Here is a 20,005-nt window from a genome sequence, read left to right as displayed (position 1 = left end):
CACGAACCCTCAGTACACCACGAGAAAATCAGCCCATGAGCGATATCGATCGCTATCTGCAAGCCGCCACCCGTGACAACACTCGCCGCAGTTATCGCGCGGCCATCGAACACTTCGAATCTGCGTGGGGAGGTTTTCTGCCGGCGACAGCGGACAGCATCGCGCGGTATCTGGTGGCGCATGCGGGCGTGCTGTCGGTCAACACGCTGAAGTTGCGCCTGTCGGCGCTGGCGCAGTGGCACAACAGTCAGGGCTTCGCCGATCCCACCAAGTCGCCGGTGGTACGCAAAGTGTTCAAGGGCATTCGCGCCCTGCATCCCGCGCAGGAAAAACAGGCCGAGCCACTCCAGCTGCGAGATCTTGAGCAGACCGTCACCTGGCTAGAGCAGGAAATGAAAGACGCCCGGGAAAAACAGGACCGGCCGCTGCTGCTACGAGCCTGCCGCGACCGCGCTTTGATCCTGCTGGGCTTCTGGCGTGGCTTTCGCAGCGATGAGCTGTGTCGGGTGCAGATCGAGCACGTGCAGGCGCACGCCGGCAGCGGCATCACCCTGTACCTGCCGCGTAGCAAGGGCGATCGGGAAAACCTCGGGCAGACCTATCAGGCCCCGGCGCTGTTGAAGCTGTGCCCAGTGCAGGCTTATATCGAATGGATCACCGAAGCGGCGCTGGTGCGGGGCCCGGTGTTTCGCGGCGTCGATCGCTGGGGCAATCTGAGCGAAGAGGGCTTGCACGCCAACAGCGTGATTCCGTTGCTGCGTCAGGCCCTGGAGCGCGCCGGGATCTCTGCCGAGCGCTACACCAGCCATTCCCTGCGTCGCGGCTTCGCAACGTGGGCCCATCAAAGCGGCTGGGACCTCAAATCGTTGATGAGTTACGTGGGATGGAAGGATATGAAGTCCGCCATGCGCTATGTTGAAGCGAGCCCCTTTCACGGGATGGCCCGGATTACGGATAAGCCGCTGTCGCCGTAGATATCGTTTTCTTCTATTAATATCCTCAGCTAATAGCGAAAACAAATCAGCAGCATCAGGTTTGCCAATGAGCCATCCGTCGAGTGACTGGGTAGGATTCACCCATCGAATTCACAACCCTGACGGAGAGTCATCAATGCCTATCATCAACAGCCAAGTAAAACCGTTCAAAGCTACCGCGTTCAAAAACGGCGACTTCGTACAAGTCTCGGACGCTGACCTGAAAGGCAAATGGTCCGTAGTGTTCTTCTACCCGGCCGACTTCACTTTCGTTTGCCCAACCGAGCTCGAAGACCTGGCTGACAACTATGCCGCCTTCCAGAAACTGGGCGTAGAGATCTACAGCGTTTCGACCGACACCCACTTTGCTCACGCTGCCTGGCACAACACTTCGCCAGCCATCGGCAAAATCCAGTACACCATGATCGGCGACCCGACTCAGGTCATCTCCCGCAACTTCGACGTGCTGATCGAAGAAGCTGGCCTGGCGGATCGTGGCACCTTCGTGATCAACCCTGAAGGCCAGATCAAAATCGTTGAACTGAACGATGGCGGCGTTGGCCGTGACGCTTCCGAGCTGCTGCGCAAAATCAAGGCTGCTCAGTACGTTGCTGCTCACCCAGGCGAAGTTTGCCCAGCCAAGTGGAAAGAAGGCGAGGCCACTCTGGCTCCGTCCCTGGACCTGGTCGGCAAGATCTAAGTCTGTGACAAGCGCAATGCAGGGCGGGACTCCGCACCTACTTAAGTAAGCTGCACCGCCCAATAGAAAAGCCCGGGCGAGATTCGCTCGGGCTTTTTTTCGCCTCAAATAAAGTCAGGAGATCGCCCGTATGTTGGACGCCAATCTTAAAGCCCAGTTGAAATCGTACCTGGAACGGGTCACCCAGCCGATCGAGATCGTTGCATCACTCGACGACGGTGCGAAATCCCGTGAAATGCTCGATCTGCTGAAAGATGTTGCCAGTCTTTCGCACCAGATTACCTTGATCGACAGCGGCGACGATGCACGCAAACCGTCGTTCTCGATCAACCGCCCCGGTGCTGACATCAGCCTGCGTTTCGCCGGCATTCCGATGGGCCATGAATTCACTTCGCTGGTGCTGGCCCTGCTGCAAGTCGGCGGCCACCCTTCGAAGGCCAGTGTCGAAGTGATCGAACAGATCCGCTCGCTCAAGGGCGAGTTCAACTTCGAGACTTACTTCTCGCTGTCCTGCCAGAACTGCCCGGACGTCGTTCAGGCGCTGAACCTGATGGCCGTGCTGAACCCGAACATCCGCCACGTCGCCATCGACGGCGCGCTGTTCCAGGATGAAGTCAATGATCGCAAGATCATGGCTGTGCCGAGCATCTACCTGAACGGCGAAAACTTCGGCCAGGGCCGCATGGGCCTGGAAGAAATCCTCGCCAAACTCGACACCGGCACCATCGAGCGTCAGGCCGAGAAAATCAGCGCCAAGCAAGCCTTTGATGTGCTGGTGGTCGGCGGTGGCCCGGCCGGTGCTTCGGCGGCGATCTACGCCGCGCGTAAAGGCATTCGCACCGGTGTGGCGGCCGAGCGCTTCGGCGGTCAGGTGCTGGACACCATGGCCATTGAGAACTTCATTTCCGTGCAGGAAACCGAAGGCCCGAAACTGGCGACCGCGCTGGAAGAACACGTCAAGCAATACGACGTCGACATCATGAACCTGCAACGCGCCGACAAGCTGATCCCGGGCAAGAATGGCGAGCTGCATGAAGTTCACTTCGCCAGCGGCGCGACCCTCAAGGCCAAGAGCGTGATTCTGGCGACCGGTGCGCGGTGGCGTGAAATGAACGTGCCGGGCGAGCAGGAATACCGCAACAAAGGCGTGGCGTACTGCCCGCACTGTGACGGTCCGCTGTTCAAAGGCAAGCGTGTGGCGGTGATTGGCGGCGGTAACTCCGGCGTCGAAGCGGCCATTGACCTGGCCGGTATCGTGTCTCACGTCACCTTGCTGGAGTTCGACGTACAGCTGCGCGCCGACGCCGTATTGCAACGCAAGCTGCACAGCTTGCCGAACGTCACCGTGATCACCAGTGCATTGACCACTGAAGTCACTGGCGACGGGCAGAAGGTCAACGGCCTGCGCTACAAGGATCGCAATACTGACGAGTTGCGCACGGTCGAGCTGGAAGGGATCTTCGTGCAGATCGGTCTGCTGCCCAACACCGACTGGCTCAAAGGCACCATCGAGTTGTCTCCGCGCGGCGAGATCATCGTCGACAATCGCGGTGAAACCTCGATCCCCGGCATTTTCGCCGCCGGTGACGTGACCACCGTGCCGTACAAGCAGATCGTGATTGCGGTGGGCGAGGGCGCCAAGGCTTCCCTCAGTGCTTTCGATCACTTGATCCGCACTTCGGCTCCGGCGTAAATCCCGGGCCTGAAACAGAAAAACCCCATCAGCGATGATGGGGTTTTTTCTTTGTGGGGTGCTTTCTACCCGGTGTCAGCGTTACAGCGGTGCCGGCTGGATGATCTCGACCCAGTAGCCGTCCGGATCCTTGATGAACGCCAGGCTCTTCATGCGGCCATCGGTCAGGCGCTTCTGGAAATCGCAGCCGAGCTCTTCAAAACGTGCGCAAGCTGCAACGATGTCCGGTACCGAAATGCAGATGTGACCGAAACCGCGCGGGTCGGTGTTGCCGTTGTGGTAGGCGAAGTCTGCGTCGTTCTCGGTGCCATGGTTGTGGGTCAATTCCAGAATGCCGGGAATCGACTTCATCCACTCGGTGCGGGCAGCGGCGTCGGCCGGGATCTGCGATTTGTCGACCAGGGCGAGGAAGTACAGGCTGAATTCCGCTTCCGGGAAATCACGCTTCTCTACCAGCGAGAAACCCAGTACGCGGGTGTAGAAATCCAGCGACTTGGTGATGTCTTTGACGCGCAGCATGGTGTGGTTGAACACGAAGTTGCGGGTTGCGCTGTCCGGGGTGGCGGTGACGCCGGGGAAGGTGTTCAGTTCTTGCAGGCTCATGAGCCCTCCGTAACAAATTGGGGCGAGTGAATGGGCGCAATGATACGCATGCCAGGCAGCATCGCCAAACCGAAAGCGCGGGCTTGCCCTGCGAGCGGGCGGGCCTCAGACTTTACGGCTCAATCCGCGAGTGCCTCTGGTAATGATCCGACCTTTCAAATCGCTGTTCGTTTTCCTGGGTTTTTCCCTGCTTGCTCTGCCGGCCTTTGCCGAGGCGCCGAGCATCACCTGGCCCGCCGGCTGGGAGGTCGAGGCGCTGCCCGAAACCTCCCCTGAAGTCTCCCGTCAGCGGGCAGTGAAGACTGACGCCGATGGCAATCAGGTGATGGTGATGGAGTTGACGATGACCCGCGTGGAAAGTGGTCATCAGGTCAACTTGCAGGGCGTGTTGCTGGAGATGCGCAAGTCGGTGCAAAAAGACTTTTTCCAGAGCGGTTATCAGAGTGTCTGCAACAGGGTTCATCCGAGTACGCTGGGTTCGCTCACAGCGCTTGAGACCACTTGTACGGTGACTGAAAACGGCCGTCATGTTTTGTCGCAAACATTGGTTGCAGCGGTCGAGGCGGATAAAGCGTACGTACTTTCGTATGCCGGGCAGGCGGAGGTTTATAAGGCCAGCGGCGACGACATAGTGGCTGCGCGAAACAGCTTGAAATTTTAGTCGTCTGTTCGTGGCCAGCGTGGTGTTAGATACCTGAATTGATTAAACATAAAGTTAATCTTGGGTACTGGGGGCAACATTCCGAAGCATAGTTTCAGTACCGGAGCGGTTTGAGAATCAACTTCCCCGCCAGAAAAATCGTTTCATTTGTTAAATATTGTCCAAAAAAAGCCCTGCATATGCAGGGCTTTCATGTTTGCGAGAGATTAACCGCGCAACCAGGAATCAACGGTGGCTGCACCGTATTGTTCCTTCCAGGCTTTCAGGCCACGGTGGTTGCCACCCTTGGTCTCGATCAGCTCGCCGGTGTGCGGGTTCTGATAGACCTTGACCACGCGAGCTCGGCGGGTTTTAGGTGCGGCGGTCGATTGCAGACCGGATTTCGCCGGGTTCGGATCGAGAATGGCGATGATGTCTTTCAGGCCTTTGCCGTAGGTTTTCATCAGCCCCTGGAGCTTTTCTTCGAATTCGATTTCTTTCTTGAGCCCGGCATCGTTCTTCAGCGATTCCAGCTGCTTGAGCTGTTCCTGAAGGGCCTTTTCAGCTGCACGAAATTCAGCGAGTCTGGACAATATCTTTACTCCAATAGTGTGTTTGGCTGATACCAACCGCAAACAAAGCTATAAGCCAAGAGCCTTGAAGCGACTCGGTGATAATGGCTCACCTGCCCATCTTGCAACAGGTAAGAAAAATTGTAGTAGTTAATGTGGCAAGAGTAAATCCTGACTTTTTCTTCATGTAACAACAACGTTGTTTTGTATCAATTTGGTGCGGGCTGTCGGCGTGGCAGGATTTATTCAGACAAGTTAATGATGAGTTAATGCTTCGATGAAGTCGGCCGCTGGCATGGGCTTGCCGAAAAGGTAGCCCTGCAGAAAGTTGACATGGTGGGCGGCCAGATAATCACATTGGGCTTGCGTTTCCACTCCTTCGGCCACGATGCCCAGATCCAGCTTGGTGGAGAGCTCGATGATGGTGTCCAGAATGTGCCGGGAAAGGGCATCTTTATCGATCATGGCCACGAATGTCTGGTCGATCTTGAGGAAGTCGACATTGAAGGTTCTCAAGTAGCCAAGGCTTGAATGGCCGGTGCCAAAGTCGTCAATCGCGATCTTCACCCCCATCGCACGCAACTCTGCGAACAGTTGTTGGGTGATGTCGGACGGTTCGATCAGCTCGCGTTCGGTCAGCTCCAGGACCAGGCTGATGCTGCCAGGCTGGAACGCTGACAAAAATTCACGGCAATCCTCTACCAGTTCCAGATCGTGGCAGTGGCTGGCGGTGATGTTGATGCCGATGTGGAAAGGGGCTTCGAAGGTCGGTGACAGCGGCCCCAGAATGAAAGCGGTCTGCTGCATCAAGGCGCGGGTCATTGGCACGATCAGCCCGGAGTGTTCGGCAAAGGGTATGAACAGGTCCGGACGCACCAGTCCTTCCTTGGGATGATTCCAGCGCATCAGCACTTCCGTGCCCGACCACCGTTTGCTGTCGCCGTGCACCACCGGTTGAAAGTAGGGAATGAATTCTCCTGCCTCCAGCGCTCGCTGCATTTCATGACTGGGCGACGTGGAGCGTTTTTGAACGATGTAGCCGATCGCTCCCGATACCGCGCCGAAAAACATCAGCAGACTGAACAGCGGCGGGTATTCATCTTTCATGTAGCGCCAGGTTTCGCCTTCCGGAAACGCGGCGCTGACCGAAAATGCATAGTGCGACGAGTGCAAGGTACTTTGCGCCACCGGCAACGCCGGCAGGGCGCCTTGATGCACTTTGCCGTCGGCGGAGAGCCAGTTGTTGCCGACTTGCAGCAACAACAACGTGTGCCGGCCGATCAGGCGCAGGATGTTGCTCAGGTGGTAGCCGTCCAGCGTGGTCAGCGCGCCACCGCGCCCTTCGCTCAGGCGATACACCAGCAGCGCGGTATTGGGTGTCACCGGGTTGCCGTTCATGAGCCACAGCTTGCCTTCGGCGTAATCGCCCGGATTCACGGCTTCCTTGAAGTCGCCGAACAGCGAACTGCAATAGAGATTGTCGTCCCACACCAGATTGGTCGAGCGCACGAACGGGCGACGGGTGACTTGTTCGCGCAAGGCCAGCTTGACGGTCTCGCAGGTCTGGCCGGCCAGAGGCAACAGTTCGCGGGCGGCCTGGGCAGTGTTGTCGAGCATCAGTTCGAACTGGCGCAGGGCTTCATCGGCAGTGTGTTGCGAACTCTGCTGGAGCGCGCGTTCAGCCTGCATATAGAGAATGACGCTCCCGAGTACGATCGGCAGCAGGCCACACAGTAATGTCACGATAATCCGGGTGCTGCGCTTGCGGCGAGGCCTGACGGTCAGTGGCATGGGCGCATCCTGTCGCGATGGAGTGGGGCTCTTGATTGCAGGCGAAGCGTGCGCGCAAAGCCCAAGGTCTGAGCCCATGATAGATGGCCAATGACAGCTGCGCCGCTCAACGATAATCCAGCCGAGTTGCCAGCTGAATGAATGCCAGCGTGGCGGGCGATGCCTGGCGCTGATCCAGCACCGCCAGACCGACTTGCCGGGTGACGGCGGGAGACAGCGGTCGCTTGACATAGCGCGGGTCGGGATCGAAAGGCAACGAGCCTTCCGCCACCACGGTCATCGCATCGCCCCGGCCAACGGTGTCGAGGGTGCTGAGCAGCTGCGAGCAGCGGAAGCGGATGTTCGGGCTCAACCGGGCGGCATTGAACAGGCGTGAAACCAGTTCCGATGAGCCGGCCTCGGTCAGCACGAACGGATCGTTGCATAAGTCTTTCAGCGTCACTGATTCGTGCGCCGCCAACGGGTGACCGAGCGGGAGCAGGGCAACCATCTGATCTTCAATCAAGGCGAACGTGTCGAAGCGTTCCTCGGGCAGCACCACAAAACCAATATCGATCCGCCGCTCTTCCAGCCACTGAATGATCTGCCGATCGGGGCCTTCATCGATGTGCACTTCGATCCCGGGATGCGCCTCGCGATACTGCTGAAGAATCCGCGGCAACAACTTGACCGAGGACGTCGGCCCGAACGAGCCGATGCGCAACGTTCCGCGTTTCATGCCACGCGCATCCGCCGCCTCCTGACGCAAGGTGTTGGCCAGCCCGAGCATCGCCCGGGCCCGCAACAGCAGTTGCTCGCCGATATCGCTCAGTTCCACTTGGGACTGGTGACGGCGCAGCAGTTCGACGCCCAGTTCCTGTTCCAGCGATTTCAAGGCGTGGGACACCGCTGATTGGGAAATTCCCAGACGATGGGCGGCGAGGGTGAAACCGCGCAGCTCGGCCACCAGCGAGAAGATTTCGAGTTGGGTCAGGGTCATGAGTAAAGACTCATTTTACGATGATGAGAAATCAATCGAATGATACGTCATCCGTCAGTCTCATCGTTGGGAGCGTTATGAGTTGTCATGAACCTGATCGTCCGGCCACTTCGGACATGCCCGTCTACCTGAACCTGGCCCTGGTCACCATGATCTGGGGCGGAACGTGGGTTGCCGGGCGATTTCTGGCCGGCAGCCTGAGCCCGGTGTTTGCCGCCAGCCTTCGGTTTCTGCTGGCCAGCGTGGCGTTGCTCGGGTTCCTGCGGCTGGCGCGGATTGCGATGGTGCGGCCCACGCCCCGGCAATGGCTGCAACTGATGCTGCTGGGGTTCTTCGGGATCTTCTTCTACAACCTGTGCTTCTTTTACGGGTTGCAATACATCAACGCTTCCCGGGCTTCGTTGATCGTGGCTCTGAATCCGGCGGTGATCGGTCTGGCATCGTGGCTGCTGTTCAAGGAGCGGCTGAGCCGGCTGAAGGTCATCGGCATCGCGATCTGTATCGGCGGGGCAGGAGTGGTGATCGTCAGTCGCACCCCGCAGTTGTTGAGCGCAACGCCGGACGCGTGGATTGGCGATCTGCTGATTCTCGGCTGCGTTTTGAGCTGGGGCGTTTATTCGCTGTTCTCCCGCAGTCTCAACCAGAGCATCGGTCCGGTGCAGACCGTGACCCTTTCGATAATGCTGGGCACTCTGATGTTGTGGATGCTCGCCCTGAGCCGGGGCGAAGTTGACGTTGCAGCGCTGGCCGCTCTTGGCACACGCCAATGGCTGAGCCTGGCCTATCTGGGCGTACTCGGTTCGGCGCTGGCCTACATCGGTTACTACGATGGTATCCGTAAAATCGGCGCCACGCGCTCCGGCGTGTTCATTGCGCTCAATCCGCTGACCGCCGTGCTCGCCGGTGCAATCCTGTTGGGAGAACAGCTGACGCTGTCCATGTGCCTGGGCGGCGCGCTGATTCTGGCGGGCATCTGGCTGTGCAACAAACCCCTTGCACCGGGCCGAAAAAAGCGGATTTTATAGAGAGGGCAGACAACCCTATTTACGCTGTGTAGAATCGGGTTACGCATACAATAATAATCGTCTTCTGGCAGCAGAAGCCTCGCCCGCAAGAGCCTTGGGTCGACAATGAAGATATTCGGGTTTCAACTGATCTACGGTGACTTCCTCGCCCGCAGTGTGCGTGGCATCTCCTGTGCGCCACCCACCGGTCTCAGCATTACTGACAAATAACTCTGGTTAATTGATAAGAATGATGAGGCGCCAACCATGGCAGATTTATACGAAAACCCAATGGGCCTGATGGGCTTCGAGTTCATCGAGTTCGCATCGCCGACACCTGGCACCCTAGAGCCGATCTTTGAGATCATGGGCTTCACCAAGGTCGCGACCCACCGCTCCAAGAACGTGCACCTGTATCGCCAGGGCGCGATCAACCTGATCCTCAACAACGAACCCCACAGCGTTGCTTCGTACTTCGCGGCCGAGCACGGCCCGTCCGTTTGCGGCATGGCGTTCCGGGTCAAGGATTCGCAGAAGGCCTACAACCGCGCGCTGGAACTCGGCGCCCAGCCGATCCACATCGAAACCGGTCCGATGGAACTGAACCTGCCGGCGATCAAAGGCATTGGCGGCGCGCCGCTGTACCTGATCGACCGTTTTGGCGAAGGCAGCTCGATCTATGACATCGACTTCGTGTTTCTGGAAGGCGTTGACCGCAACCCGGTCGGGGCCGGCCTGAAGATCATCGATCACCTGACCCACAACGTGTACCGCGGCCGCATGGCCTACTGGGCGAACTTCTACGAGAAGCTGTTCAACTTCCGCGAAATCCGCTACTTCGACATCAAGGGCGAATACACCGGCCTGACCTCGAAAGCGATGACCGCGCCGGACGGCATGATCCGCATCCCGCTCAACGAAGAGTCGTCGAAGGGGGCCGGGCAGATCGAAGAGTTCCTGATGCAGTTCAACGGCGAAGGCATCCAGCACGTGGCGTTCCTCACTGATGACCTGGTCAAGACCTGGGATCAGTTGAAGAAGATCGGCATGCGCTTCATGACCGCGCCGCCGGACACCTACTACGAAATGCTCGAAGGTCGTCTGCCGAACCACGGCGAGCCTGTCGATCAGCTGCAATCGCGCGGCATCCTGCTCGACGGCGCGTCGGACAAGGAAGACAAGCGTCTGCTGCTGCAGATCTTCTCGGAAACCCTGATGGGCCCGGTGTTCTTCGAATTCATCCAGCGCAAGGGCGACGATGGTTTTGGTGAGGGCAACTTCAAGGCACTGTTCGAATCGATCGAGCGTGACCAGGTGCGTCGTGGCGTGCTTGCCACCGAGTAATCCGCATCAGATGTAAAAAAGCCCGGCCTGCAGAAATGCAGGCCGGGCTTTTTATTGCGCGTCTTATGGGCGCCGTTGGCGCATCAGGTGCTTGAACCCTTCAAACACCAGCACCACCACCGCGAGCCAGATCGGGATGTAGGTCAGCCATTCACCGGGCTTGATGCTCTCGCCGAGCAGCAGCGCCACTCCGAGCAGCAACACCGGCTCAACGTAGCTCAACAAACCAAACAGACTGAACGGCAGCAAGCGGCTGGCAATGATATACACCACCAGCGCCGACGCACTGATCAGACCGAGCAGCGGAATCAGCCACGTCAGCGCCGGGTACTGATCGAACACGCCGAAACCCTGTTCGCCGCCGCGTATAAACCAGTACGCCACCGGCAGCATCAGGGTCATGTCGAGCCACAAGCCGCCGAGGTTGTCCGACTTCAGGTATTTGCGCAGCACAAAATACAGCGGGTAACCGACGACCACGACCAGCGTCGCCCAGGAAAACCCGCCAACCTGATACAACTCGTTCAACACGCCGAGGCTGGCAAAGAACACCGCGACCTTTTGCAAATACGACAGGCTTTCGCCATAAGCGATGCGCCCGGTCAGCACCATGGCCAGCGGCAACAGGAAGTAGCCCAGCGACACATCGAGGCTGTAGCCATTGAGCGGCGCCCACATGAACAGCCACAACTGCACACCCAACAACGCGGACGAGAGGAACAGGCCTGCGATCAATTTGGGCAGCGCAGGAACCCGGCGCAGCAGTTCCAGCACTCGCCGCCATTCGCCGGAAACCAGCATGAACACGGTCATGCAGGGCACGGTCAGCAGCATCCGCCAACCGAAGATTTCCACGCCGCTCAACGGGGTGAGCAGCGAGGTGTAGTAATACATGACGGCAAACAGCGTCGAGGCTGTTACCGAGAGAGCGATACCTTTAGACAAACTGTCCTCGCGGGGGTGATGGTCAAACGGGGAGCGAAGGATACGTGGTTTTTGTGCTGAATATTGGGCAGATGCTCAATATTTGCCACACATCAAACAGCCTGTAGACCTTCGCCTGCGCGCGAAGCGTTCAGCCTTGCTGCGGAGCCCGTCCGGAGGCACGAATCATCACTGCGCAACTTGCAAGGGATTGCCGAAGTTCATGAGGTACATCTCGCCAAACTTATAAGAGGCGTAATCGGTGATGTGCCCTATGTCACGATAGACCGGAAAACCGTCGACCGTGTTCATGCACGCATCATCTGTGCATTGCACGGTTTTCGGGTCAATGACAATTAACCCGGGGTACTCAGTCTTCAGGTCATTAAAGAGTGTTTCCAGCGCTGGTTCTTTGCTGCCGGACCATGGCGTAGTAGCGCAGAGATTGCCTTGCTCGACACTGCCCATCAACCCACGCAATTTGACCTGGCGCAGCAGGCACGCGTTGATCCCAGATGGCATGGGCAGCGTGTTCTCCAGAAACACCGGGATAGCGCCTGATGCGACGATAATATCCAGTGCTTGGCGGATTGCTACGCCAAAGCGTTGTCGAGACAGTTCCAGGCTGTGAGGATCATCGCGTTTAGTGACGATGTCACCGTTCAGATAAGCCTCCCAGAACTGGCCCACAATCACATACTTGAAGTGCTTGTTCGCAATCATCTCGTAATAGCGTTGAGCGGCGTCGTGGCATTTTTGAAACAACGCGTTCTTGTATTTTTTCGCGTCGTACTGGTAGATCCCGGGCAAGGCCAGGCACGCCGGGTAAGCCTGTGCGAGTACAGCAAGATTGGCATCCCTGGCCAGCGTTTCAACAAAGCCCCAGTAGTGATTCGAAAACGAATCGCCCATCAGAAATATTTGTGGCGCCGCGTGATCGGCGCCCGATATACAGCCAGGATCGGCACCATCGCTGACACCAAGACATCCTTCCCGAGCAACTGGCACGGATGCTTTCAAATCGTTGAGCATGTTGCTGTAGCCCTGATTGAAGCGGCCCGGCCAGCCCTCGTGCCTGACACTGGCCGAGTGCAGCAGCGACAGGCCGATAGCGGGCAATATCATCAGTACCACGAGCGTTTTGGCAAAACCAAATCGTGCCTTGCGGAACTTGTTTTCGATCAGCACATACGAGAGCCAGGCCGTGACGAAAGTGCAAACGAAGTAAATGATTGTCATCGACGGGGTTAGCGCGATTCCCATGTAATTCATCACCGCCAGGATCGGCCAGTGCCATAGATACAAGGAGTACGAGAGCGTGCCGATAAACACCAAGGGTCTAAACGCGAGCAGCTTGGCGAAAATGCTTGCATCACCAATCCCCTGATACAGCAACGCTGCAGTGGCAAGACACACGGCAATGGCATGGTATTGCGGGAATCCCGGCAAGATATCGTCCCGGGTGGCGCAATAGATGATCGTGACCAGCGAAAGTGCACAGACCACAGAGGCGCTCAGGCGATTGAGCCGGAACTTGCCCGTACTGAAGATGACCGCACAAGAGCCGATCATCAATTCGAAAATCCGCGCAGCGAAGAAGTAGTAGTTTTTCTCAGGAGTGGCGTAAGACAGGTACAGCGCGAGCACCATTGCTGCCACGGTCAGGCCGAGCACCGCCGCTTTGAAAATAACGTTCGGCAGATAGCGGTTGAGCAGCCAGATGCCCAGGGGGAGTATCAGATACCACTGCCATTCGATGGCCAGAGACCAGGTGTGCAACAGCGGCAGGCTTGCTGCATCCGGTGTGGCGTAACCCGTGGTCACTTTGGAAAAGTACTGGTTGGAGATGATTAACGAGGTGTACTTTTCGCTTTTTAAAAAATCGACGTAATCATTGGGCAAGTACAGCAGCGTCGTGAGCATCAATGTGACGATCAATAATGCAATAACGGCCGGTTGCAGTCGCCAGATCCGGCGCGTGTAGAATCCCGAGAAAGTGAACGTACCGTTGTGCAGCGACTTCATGATGATAGCGGTGGTCAAATAACCCGAAATCACGAAGAAGATATCGACGCCGATGAAACCGGACGGGAAAAGCGCCATTCCGCCGTGGAAGATCAACACCAGTAGAACAGCGATGGCGCGAAGTCCGTCAATGTCGGCCCGGTACGCGAGGAAAGGGCGGCGATGGCCGAAAGTTGCGGGCTCTATAGCGCAAGTGAGGGGGCGCGGATCTTTATCGCCCGTTAATTTGAACAGCAGCCCGCGCAGTGGCTTTCTGAAGAGCTCGGCGGAGCGATTGGACATGTGCTGATCCCTGGCAAATTCCGAACGATCAATCAGCTTCCGTTTGATCGCGCTTGATTAAAAAAAACAGCCGATTGTATCGGCTGTTCAAGGTTCAGGGGAAATCCTACGCCTGATGGGGTTTGCGGCCTGAAACAAAATGGCTCACATCATTAAACCCCGGCGTAGACGCATGCCCCGGCGTCACCAGCGAGTCGATAAACGCCTCATCCTCGGCTGTAATCTTCACCGACTGCGCCTTGGTGTACGCATCCCACTGCTCCTCAGTGCGCGGCCCGACGATCGCCGATGTCACCGCGCCGTTGTTCAGCACCCAGGCAATCGCAAATTCAACAATCCCGACCCCACGCTCCTGGGTGTATTGCTGAATCTGCTGGGCAATGCGCAACGATTCCACCCGCCATTCGGTTTCCAGAATCCGTTTGTCCTGACGCCCGGCGCCCGGCGCGGCAAAGTGAATTTATCGACGCAGTGCCTCGCAGCGCTGGCGCAAAAACGCCTGCAACACCTTGACCCGTTCCGAGACTTGCACGCGATGTGGGCACAACAGATTGAACGGCACGCTCTCGCCATGCCAGTCATCGAACAGTGTCAGCAGCCGCCCGGCGCGCACGTCTTCGGCGACGTCGAGCCAGGCCTTGTAGGCGATCCCATGCCCGGCGAGCGCCCAGCGGCGGGCGACTTCGCCGTCGTCGCTGAGGTAGTCACCGCGTACTTCGACCTCGACCGTTTCGTCCTCGCGATGAAAACGCCAGGTGTTGTAGGGCCGGCCATTGCGCAGATAGAGCAGGGCGCTGTGCTCGCTCAACTCGGTGGGATTTTGCGGCGTGCCGTGACGCTCCAGATATGCAGGGCTGGCGCAGGCCACGCGGCGATGCTCAGGCAGAATCGGCAACGCCACCATCGTCGAATCACTCGGCACGCCAAAGCGCAGCGCCACATCCACCGTCTCGCGAAACAGATCCGCATGCCGGTCGTTGAGCAGCAATTGCAGTTGAATGTGCGGATGCTCACGCTTGAAATCGTCCAGCCACGGCAGCAACACATTGCGCCCGAAGTCCGACGGCGCCGCCAGTTGCAGTACGCCGCTCAGGCCTTCGGTCTGCTGCTTCAGTGCCTGTTCGCCCTCGGCCAGTGTGGCCAATGCCAAGCGCACGCTTTCCAGATAGCGCCGACCTTCTTCGGTCAGTCGCATGCTGCGGGTGGAGCGGGCGAACAGGCGAATGCCGAGGCGGGTTTCCAGGCGTTTCAGCGCGATGCTGGCGGCTGCCGGCGTCAGCTCCAGCGCCCGGGCGGCGGCGGAGATGCTGCCGGAGTCGGCGGTGCGGACGAAGATTTCCAGATCGAGGATTGAGCTCATTAGTAAAAATCCGTTGAAGATCCTTGGCGTTTTGCGGGATTTTTCCGCGATTGGCAAGCGCAGATACTGGAATCCTGAATAACCGCAGGAGACAGACATGACGTGGACATTTGATCATCTGGCCTTCAACACTGCTGATGGGCAGATGCTGCAGGACGCATTCGGCGGGTTATTGGGATTGACGCCGGGGCGGCGGCCGCCGTTTCCGTTTCCCGGGCGGTGGTTGTATCAGGATGGGGAGGCGTTGGTGCATGTGATTGAACAGCCCGTGCTGGATGAGGCGGCGTTGAGTCATATTGCGTTTCGTACCGATGAAAACGCGGCGGTGGTTTTGAAGCGGGTGCAGGGCAGTGGGTTGCCGTATCAGGTGGCGCAGGTGCCGGAGGACGGGATCTGGCAGATTTTTGTGCAGATACCCGGGGGAGTGGTGCTTGAGCTGGACGCGAAAAGTAGTGCGTGATGCTCGTTCCCACGCTCTGCGTGGGAATGCCTCAAGGGACGCTCCGCGTTCCGGCTCTGGAAGGGACGCTCCGCGTCCCGGGCTGCATTCCCACGCGGAGCGTGGGAACGATCGGAGTAGGGGTGTTTAAGAGGGGTGTTTAAAGGACACGTTCAGACACGCACCCCAGGCTACACAACCTTGCGCCGTTGCCTACGACTGCGCCAGAATCCGCCGGCTTGTGCGCTCAAGGGCCGGGTTTTATCGTTGTCCCGTCGCTGAAAAGAACAGCGATCGGGTTTGGTAGCCCGGGTCTTTAAGTGCAGAGTGCTCCATTTTGTAGAGTCTTTTGTCTCTGTTTTATGGTGGTCATTCGCAGGGCACCTTCGGGTGCGCCGTTTCTCCTAAGGCCCGGTCTACCAACCTGCGTCTGGCCACCACCATCGTTTGGTAGCGAGAGTGGTGGCTCTATATAAGTGCCTTAGGAGTTTCACGATGATCAAACCAACACCCAACCCACCCGAAACCGACACCACCTCGCCTTACGAAACCCTCGACTCCAAGAAATTTCACGAAGCCGCCGAACGCGCGCTCGATCACTACCTCAATCCGTTCCACCCCAGAAAGCCGCTGCTCAAACCTAACACCCGCTACCTCATCGCCCCCGGCATCCCAAGCGAAGAACTGTTGGCCGACGCCTGCGAAACCCTGACCTGCGCCAAAACCATGGCCAGCGATTTCGCCGGGATGCTCGACGCGCCGCAGCGGCATGTGCTGCTGGGCATCGGGCAACTGATCATGCTGGCGGAACTGGCGGTAAATCGGGTGCTGGATAATCTGGAGGTGGCGGCGGGTTCGGCTGTCTGATGCGTTGAAAAAGAAACGGCCTGCGGGCCGTTTTTCTATGTAGAAAAAAGGGTGAATCAATCATGACCGCTTGTCGCTACTGTCAAAGTTGACAGTAGCGGGGCGCTCGGCAATTGACGTTTGATGGCATAGCCCACGCGGACTGAACCCGACCCATGAAGGAGCGCCCCCATGAGTGCCCAAAATCCGTTCTCAACGGACTCCACGCCGTATTCCGACGGACTCCCGATCCCACCTGGCACCATTCCCCCCACCACTGAAGTCGGGTTCAGCGGAAGCGGGCCCGCGGGAGTTCCATTCCAGAATCCGTTCTTTACTTACTGCACGACGTATCCCGGCGGATCCCCGATCCCGCCTGGCACCAGTACCCCCTCTTCTGGAGTAGAGTTCGGCGGAAGCGGGCCGGCGGGTGTTCCATTTGTGATCACGGATAACGGCGTGATGGTGTCCAGTGGAGTGTTCAATCAAAGCGGTGCGCTTCTCCAGCAGTTGATGAATCTGTCTCAAGGGCCTCATCGCTTTGAACTGCGGGAAAATGCCAGTTTGCCGGCGACAGACATCTGGACTCTGACTGTGGCGCCCGTCGCACCCGTAAGAAATGAGGATTTTAACAATGTACCCATTGCCATCTATCCACAGTTGCTTACGACGCCTGGACTCAAGATAGCGGTAACTTCCGGGGCACATGGCGTGGGGGTATATGCCGCGCCTGCCAATGAAGTTCCTTTGCTTCCAGGCAAGATCGATGGGAGGGCGGCTGTGTTACTGACAAACGGAGGTGCAACGGGCGTTTTCAGATGTGATTTATCAGTCCCGACGAACACAATCGCCTTCTATTACTCGCGAGTTTTGTTTTCAGGCGGATCGGTCGTCTTCTATGACCGTTTGCAAAATATGATTCAAACACTACCTCTTCAAGTGACAGGGCCGTATGACTCCCCAATAGCACATCCAATGGTTTTTAATGCTAGAGATATATCCCGATGTGACATTATTACTCCGCGCAACAACGCCATTGTTGTAGATAATTTCACATTCTAGGGCCGCGGGGATCCGGGGAGTTCTTGACTGTATTCCCCCAAGAGAGCGGAACAGAACACCCGAAATCGAAAACGGCCCGAAATGGGCCGTTTTTGTGTGTTCGCCAGTAATCAGGCCCGCAACGTCCGCGTCATCCGCAATGCCAGCAAACTCCCGCCAACAATCACGCCCGCCAGCAGATACAACGCCGCATCGGTCGACCCAGTGCTGTCCTTGACCCAACCCACAAGGTAAGGGCTCAAGAACCCCGCCATCTGCCCCATGGAGTTGATCAACGCCAACCCACCCGCCGCAGCACCCGCGCTCAGCATGGCAGTCGGCACCGGCCAGAACATCGGCAACCCAGTCAACGCACCCATAGTCGCAATGGTCAGACCGAGAATCGCAATCGCCGGATTCGCCGCGAAGTTCACCGCGATCAGCAGGCCGACAGCACCCATCAACATCGGCACCACCAAGTGCCAGCGACGCTCTTTACGCAAGTCTGCCGAACGCCCGACCACCAGCATGAACACCGCCGCCAGCAGATACGGAATCGCACTCAGCCAACCAATCACCAGATTGTCGCTGAAGCCGAGGCTCTTGATGATCGACGGCAGCCAGAAGTTGATCGCGTACACGCCACTCTGGATGCAGAAGTAGATCAGGCCGAAGGCCCAGATCGCCGGGTTCTTGAACACGGCAATCAGCGAGTCGGAGGTGGTTTTCGGCTTGTTCGCCAGGTCTTCCGCCTGATCGGCTTCCAGCACCGAACGCTCATGCGGGGTCAGCCACTTGGCGTTGGCGAAGTTGTCGCTGAGCAGGAAATAGGCGAGGGCGCCCAGTACCACGGTCGGAATGCCTTGCAGCAGGAACATCCACTGCCAACCGGCCAAACCGCCCTGGCCGGCGGCGAAGTGATTGAGGATCCAGCCGGAAAACGGGCTGCCGAGCAGACCGGACACCGGGATCGCCGACATGAACAGCGCCATGATCCGGCCACGGCGGAAGGTCGGGAACCACTGCGAAAGGTAGAGCACAACGCCCGGGAAGAACCCGGCTTCGGCCGCGCCGGTGAACAGGCGCAAGGTGTAGAACTCGGTCGGTGTGGTGACGAACAGCAGGCAGGTCGACAGCGTGCCCCAGGTGATCATCATCAGCGCGATCCAGCGCCGTGGCCCGAATTTGGTCAGCGCCAGGTTGCTCGGCACGCCGCACAGCACGTAGCCGATGAAGAAGATACCGGCACCGAGGCCGTACACGGTTTCGCTGAATTTCAGCGCGTCGAGCATCTGCAGTTTGGCGAATCCAACGTTGACCCGGTCGAGGTAGTTGAACAGGTAGCAGATGAAGATGAAGGGGATCAAACGCAGGGTGATGCGTTTGTAGACGGCATTTTTATCGTCAACGATGGTCTGGGCGGCAGCGGCGCTCTGCGACATGGCGGCTCTCTCTTTATTATGATTTTTTGCGATGCAAAGGGTAACGTTGATCGCCCTGAGAGTCTCGGCCACCTTTGGCCGGATTGTCTTTGTGCCTGAGCACAGGGTTTGCCGCCAGACCCTGTGCGGGTGAACAACCGTCCGCGCCTGTTTTCAAGGATTCCAGCCCCTATGTTCGAACTCGATCACGACCTCGCCCAGGACATCGTCGACCGGGCCATGGCCATTTTGCCGTACAACGTCAACGTCATGGACAGCCAGGGGCTGATCCTCGGCAGTGGCGAGCCGGAGCGGATCAACACCCGCCACGAAGGCGCGCAACTGGTGCTGGCCAACGGTCGGGTGGTGGAGATTGACGCGCAGACGGCGGTGCATTTGAAAGGTGTGCAGCCGGGGATCAATCTGCCGCTGCTGCTCGATCAGCGTTTGATCGGCGTGCTGGGTATCACCGGCGAGCCGGAGCAATTGCGCACTTACGCCGAGCTAGTGCGCATGACGGCTGAAATGCTGGTCGGCCAGCGCAACCAGCAATCCGAACAGCAATGGCGGCGGCAGCGTTGCGATGATTTGCTGGCACTGCTGTTGAGTGAAGCAGGGGATTCGCCGCGTTTGGTGGATGAAGCCCAGCAGCTAGGGCTCAAACCGCAACTGACGCGGGTGCCGTATCTGTTCGAGCTGGGTCTGGAACACGGAGCGGGGCAAACCGTCGAGGCGCTGAGTGCCTGGCTGATGTCGCGCTATCCCGACAGTTGGTGCGTGAGTTCGGCCAAGTCGTCACTGTTGTGGTGCCGGCCGGCGAGTCAGAACGTCGAGCATGATCGCCTGCTGGAAAAACTCGATGGTCTGGGCTGGAACATTCTGCGTATCGCGGTTGGCGGGCAGGCCGATGGGCTGGCCGGGTTGCGCCGTTGCTATCGACGGGTCGGCGACTTGCTCGCTTACGGCCGCGAAGTGCTGCCGCGTTCACGGCTCCTGACTCTCAATCGCTATCGCTTGCCGGTGATGCTCTGGCGCCATCGCAACGACGATGCGCTGGATGAACTGCTCAAACCGTTGCGCAAGGTGATCGCCAAGGACAGCAACGGCCAGTTGCTCGCGACCCTGCGCAGTTGGTGCGATCACGACGGGCAGAGCCAGGCTTGCGCCGATGCCTTGGGTATCCACCGCAACAGCCTGCGTTACCGGATGGAGCGGATTGCCGAGTTGAGCGGGGTCGATCCGTTGAAGCTCGACGGGATGCTGGCGTTGTATCTGGGTGTGCAATTGCTGCCGCAGACCGACGATTTGTCGAAATGAACAATAAACGCCTGCGCCACTTGTGCAGCGGACAGGCGTCAACCGGCAAG

The 20,005-nt window shown here is 58.2% G+C and carries 18 protein-coding genes and 1 pseudogene; 10 read left to right on the top strand and 9 right to left on the bottom strand.

Annotated elements, in window-relative coordinates:
* Positions 1 to 35: 35 nt before the first annotated feature.
* The 3 genes from K3819_RS15910 (at position 36) to ahpF (ending at position 3,367) form a co-directional block, all read left to right on the top strand.
* Positions 36 to 974: a site-specific integrase gene (locus K3819_RS15910; protein WP_085610415.1), complete on the top strand. Its 939-nt coding sequence runs from the start codon at positions 36 to 38 to the stop codon at positions 972 to 974.
* Between the two features lie 136 nt (positions 975 to 1,110).
* Positions 1,111 to 1,674 (top strand): alkyl hydroperoxide reductase subunit C, encoded by a 564-nt coding sequence (ahpC, locus tag K3819_RS15905; RefSeq protein WP_007958941.1) that lies wholly within the window; start codon positions 1,111 to 1,113, stop codon positions 1,672 to 1,674.
* A gap of 130 nt (positions 1,675 to 1,804) precedes the next feature.
* Positions 1,805 to 3,367 (top strand): alkyl hydroperoxide reductase subunit F, encoded by a 1,563-nt coding sequence (gene ahpF / locus K3819_RS15900; RefSeq protein ID WP_221397439.1) that lies wholly within the window; start codon positions 1,805 to 1,807, stop codon positions 3,365 to 3,367.
* 81 nt (positions 3,368 to 3,448) lie between these two features.
* On the opposite strand, the gene gloA is transcribed toward ahpF, so the two are convergent.
* Positions 3,449 to 3,970 carry a lactoylglutathione lyase gene (gloA, locus tag K3819_RS15895; protein WP_065260490.1) on the bottom strand — a complete coding sequence of 174 codons (522 nt, stop codon included), beginning with the start codon at positions 3,968 to 3,970 and terminating at the stop codon, positions 3,449 to 3,451.
* 142 nt (positions 3,971 to 4,112) lie between these two features.
* On the opposite strand from gloA, the gene K3819_RS15890 reads away from it, so the two are divergent.
* Positions 4,113 to 4,631: a DUF4946 domain-containing protein gene (locus tag K3819_RS15890; protein WP_039768724.1), complete on the top strand. Its 519-nt coding sequence runs from the start codon at positions 4,113 to 4,115 to the stop codon at positions 4,629 to 4,631.
* A gap of 206 nt (positions 4,632 to 4,837) precedes the next feature.
* On the opposite strand, the gene K3819_RS15885 is transcribed toward K3819_RS15890, so the two are convergent.
* The 3 genes from K3819_RS15885 to K3819_RS15875 all read right to left on the bottom strand — a co-directional run bounded on the left by K3819_RS15885 (position 4,838) and on the right by K3819_RS15875 (position 7,952).
* The gene (locus K3819_RS15885; protein ID WP_011334329.1) at positions 4,838 to 5,203 is read right to left on the bottom strand and encodes a histone-like nucleoid-structuring protein, MvaT/MvaU family; all 366 of its coding nucleotides are present in this window, start codon (positions 5,201 to 5,203) and stop codon (positions 4,838 to 4,840) included.
* A 234-nt stretch (positions 5,204 to 5,437) separates the two neighbouring features.
* Positions 5,438 to 6,973, bottom strand: a complete 1,536-nt coding sequence (locus tag K3819_RS15880) for an EAL domain-containing protein (RefSeq protein ID WP_221397438.1) — start codon at positions 6,971 to 6,973, stop codon at positions 5,438 to 5,440.
* A gap of 106 nt (positions 6,974 to 7,079) precedes the next feature.
* The gene (locus K3819_RS15875) at positions 7,080 to 7,952 is read right to left on the bottom strand and encodes a LysR family transcriptional regulator (RefSeq protein ID WP_085610412.1); all 873 of its coding nucleotides are present in this window, start codon (positions 7,950 to 7,952) and stop codon (positions 7,080 to 7,082) included.
* Between the two features lie 77 nt (positions 7,953 to 8,029).
* On the opposite strand from K3819_RS15875, the gene K3819_RS15870 reads away from it, so the two are divergent.
* Positions 8,030 to 8,977, top strand: coding sequence for a DMT family transporter (locus K3819_RS15870; RefSeq protein WP_221397437.1), 948 nt, complete (start codon positions 8,030 to 8,032; stop codon positions 8,975 to 8,977).
* A 246-nt stretch (positions 8,978 to 9,223) separates the two neighbouring features.
* The gene (gene hppD, locus K3819_RS15865; protein ID WP_007958955.1) at positions 9,224 to 10,300 is read left to right on the top strand and encodes a 4-hydroxyphenylpyruvate dioxygenase; all 1,077 of its coding nucleotides are present in this window, start codon (positions 9,224 to 9,226) and stop codon (positions 10,298 to 10,300) included.
* A gap of 63 nt (positions 10,301 to 10,363) precedes the next feature.
* Here the strand turns inward: hppD and rarD are convergent, their stop codons facing one another.
* The 4 genes and pseudogenes from rarD to K3819_RS15845 form a co-directional block, all read right to left on the bottom strand.
* Positions 10,364 to 11,245: an EamA family transporter RarD gene (gene rarD / locus K3819_RS15860; protein WP_085610410.1), complete on the bottom strand. Its 882-nt coding sequence runs from the start codon at positions 11,243 to 11,245 to the stop codon at positions 10,364 to 10,366.
* Positions 11,246 to 11,413: 168 nt separating this feature from the next.
* Positions 11,414 to 13,531 (bottom strand): acyltransferase family protein, encoded by a 2,118-nt coding sequence (locus K3819_RS15855; RefSeq protein ID WP_221397436.1) that lies wholly within the window; start codon positions 13,529 to 13,531, stop codon positions 11,414 to 11,416.
* Positions 13,532 to 13,637: 106 nt separating this feature from the next.
* Positions 13,638 to 13,970: pseudogene (locus tag K3819_RS15850) on the bottom strand (aldo/keto reductase); the annotation flags it as partial.
* A 21-nt stretch (positions 13,971 to 13,991) separates the two neighbouring features.
* A complete protein-coding gene (locus K3819_RS15845; RefSeq protein WP_221397435.1) occupies positions 13,992 to 14,891 on the bottom strand; it encodes a LysR family transcriptional regulator in 900 nt (299 codons plus the stop codon).
* 97 nt (positions 14,892 to 14,988) lie between these two features.
* Between K3819_RS15845 and K3819_RS15840 the strand changes: the two genes are divergently transcribed.
* The 3 genes from K3819_RS15840 (at position 14,989) to K3819_RS15830 (ending at position 17,238) form a co-directional block, all read left to right on the top strand.
* Positions 14,989 to 15,351 (top strand): hypothetical protein, encoded by a 363-nt coding sequence (locus K3819_RS15840; RefSeq protein ID WP_221397434.1) that lies wholly within the window; start codon positions 14,989 to 14,991, stop codon positions 15,349 to 15,351.
* Between the two features lie 474 nt (positions 15,352 to 15,825).
* On the top strand, positions 15,826 to 16,197 hold the full coding sequence (locus K3819_RS15835) for a DUF6124 family protein (protein WP_085610405.1): 372 nt from the start codon (positions 15,826 to 15,828) through the stop codon (positions 16,195 to 16,197).
* 171 nt (positions 16,198 to 16,368) lie between these two features.
* Positions 16,369 to 17,238, top strand: a complete 870-nt coding sequence (locus tag K3819_RS15830) for a hypothetical protein (RefSeq protein ID WP_221397433.1) — start codon at positions 16,369 to 16,371, stop codon at positions 17,236 to 17,238.
* Positions 17,239 to 17,348: 110 nt separating this feature from the next.
* On the opposite strand, the gene K3819_RS15825 is transcribed toward K3819_RS15830, so the two are convergent.
* Positions 17,349 to 18,659 (bottom strand): MFS transporter, encoded by a 1,311-nt coding sequence (locus K3819_RS15825; RefSeq protein ID WP_221397432.1) that lies wholly within the window; start codon positions 18,657 to 18,659, stop codon positions 17,349 to 17,351.
* 171 nt (positions 18,660 to 18,830) lie between these two features.
* Between K3819_RS15825 and K3819_RS15820 the strand changes: the two genes are divergently transcribed.
* On the top strand, positions 18,831 to 19,955 hold the full coding sequence (locus K3819_RS15820; protein ID WP_085610403.1) for a sugar diacid recognition domain-containing protein: 1,125 nt from the start codon (positions 18,831 to 18,833) through the stop codon (positions 19,953 to 19,955).
* Positions 19,956 to 20,005 lie beyond the last annotated feature (50 nt).

It is taken from the genome of Pseudomonas sp. 3-2 (genome assembly GCF_019710535.1).
Taxonomy (GTDB): Bacteria; Pseudomonadota; Gammaproteobacteria; order Pseudomonadales; family Pseudomonadaceae; genus Aquipseudomonas; species Aquipseudomonas pharyngis.
This window is presented reverse-complemented; position numbering and strand designations above follow the sequence as displayed.

What these genes read in the sequence shown, in the direction of transcription:
- K3819_RS15910 (WP_085610415.1), top strand. Translation starts at nt 36, where the DNA reads ATGAGCGATATCGATCGCTATCTGCAAGCCGCCACCCGTGACAACACT.
- ahpC (WP_007958941.1), top strand. Translation starts at nt 1,111, where the DNA reads ATGCCTATCATCAACAGCCAAGTAAAACCGTTCAAAGCTACCGCGTTC.
- ahpF (WP_221397439.1), top strand. Translation starts at nt 1,805, where the DNA reads ATGTTGGACGCCAATCTTAAAGCCCAGTTGAAATCGTACCTGGAACGG.
- gloA (WP_065260490.1), bottom strand. Translation starts at nt 3,970, where the DNA reads ATGAGCCTGCAAGAACTGAACACCTTCCCCGGCGTCACCGCCACCCCG.
- K3819_RS15890 (WP_039768724.1), top strand. Translation starts at nt 4,113, where the DNA reads ATGATCCGACCTTTCAAATCGCTGTTCGTTTTCCTGGGTTTTTCCCTG.
- K3819_RS15880 (WP_221397438.1), bottom strand. Translation starts at nt 6,973, where the DNA reads ATGCCACTGACCGTCAGGCCTCGCCGCAAGCGCAGCACCCGGATTATC.
- K3819_RS15875 (WP_085610412.1), bottom strand. Translation starts at nt 7,952, where the DNA reads ATGACCCTGACCCAACTCGAAATCTTCTCGCTGGTGGCCGAGCTGCGC.
- K3819_RS15870 (WP_221397437.1), top strand. Translation starts at nt 8,030, where the DNA reads ATGAGTTGTCATGAACCTGATCGTCCGGCCACTTCGGACATGCCCGTC.
- hppD (WP_007958955.1), top strand. Translation starts at nt 9,224, where the DNA reads ATGGCAGATTTATACGAAAACCCAATGGGCCTGATGGGCTTCGAGTTC.
- K3819_RS15855 (WP_221397436.1), bottom strand. Translation starts at nt 13,531, where the DNA reads ATGTCCAATCGCTCCGCCGAGCTCTTCAGAAAGCCACTGCGCGGGCTG.
- K3819_RS15845 (WP_221397435.1), bottom strand. Translation starts at nt 14,891, where the DNA reads ATGAGCTCAATCCTCGATCTGGAAATCTTCGTCCGCACCGCCGACTCC.
- K3819_RS15840 (WP_221397434.1), top strand. Translation starts at nt 14,989, where the DNA reads ATGACGTGGACATTTGATCATCTGGCCTTCAACACTGCTGATGGGCAG.
- K3819_RS15835 (WP_085610405.1), top strand. Translation starts at nt 15,826, where the DNA reads ATGATCAAACCAACACCCAACCCACCCGAAACCGACACCACCTCGCCT.
- K3819_RS15830 (WP_221397433.1), top strand. Translation starts at nt 16,369, where the DNA reads ATGAGTGCCCAAAATCCGTTCTCAACGGACTCCACGCCGTATTCCGAC.
- K3819_RS15825 (WP_221397432.1), bottom strand. Translation starts at nt 18,659, where the DNA reads ATGTCGCAGAGCGCCGCTGCCGCCCAGACCATCGTTGACGATAAAAAT.
- K3819_RS15820 (WP_085610403.1), top strand. Translation starts at nt 18,831, where the DNA reads ATGTTCGAACTCGATCACGACCTCGCCCAGGACATCGTCGACCGGGCC.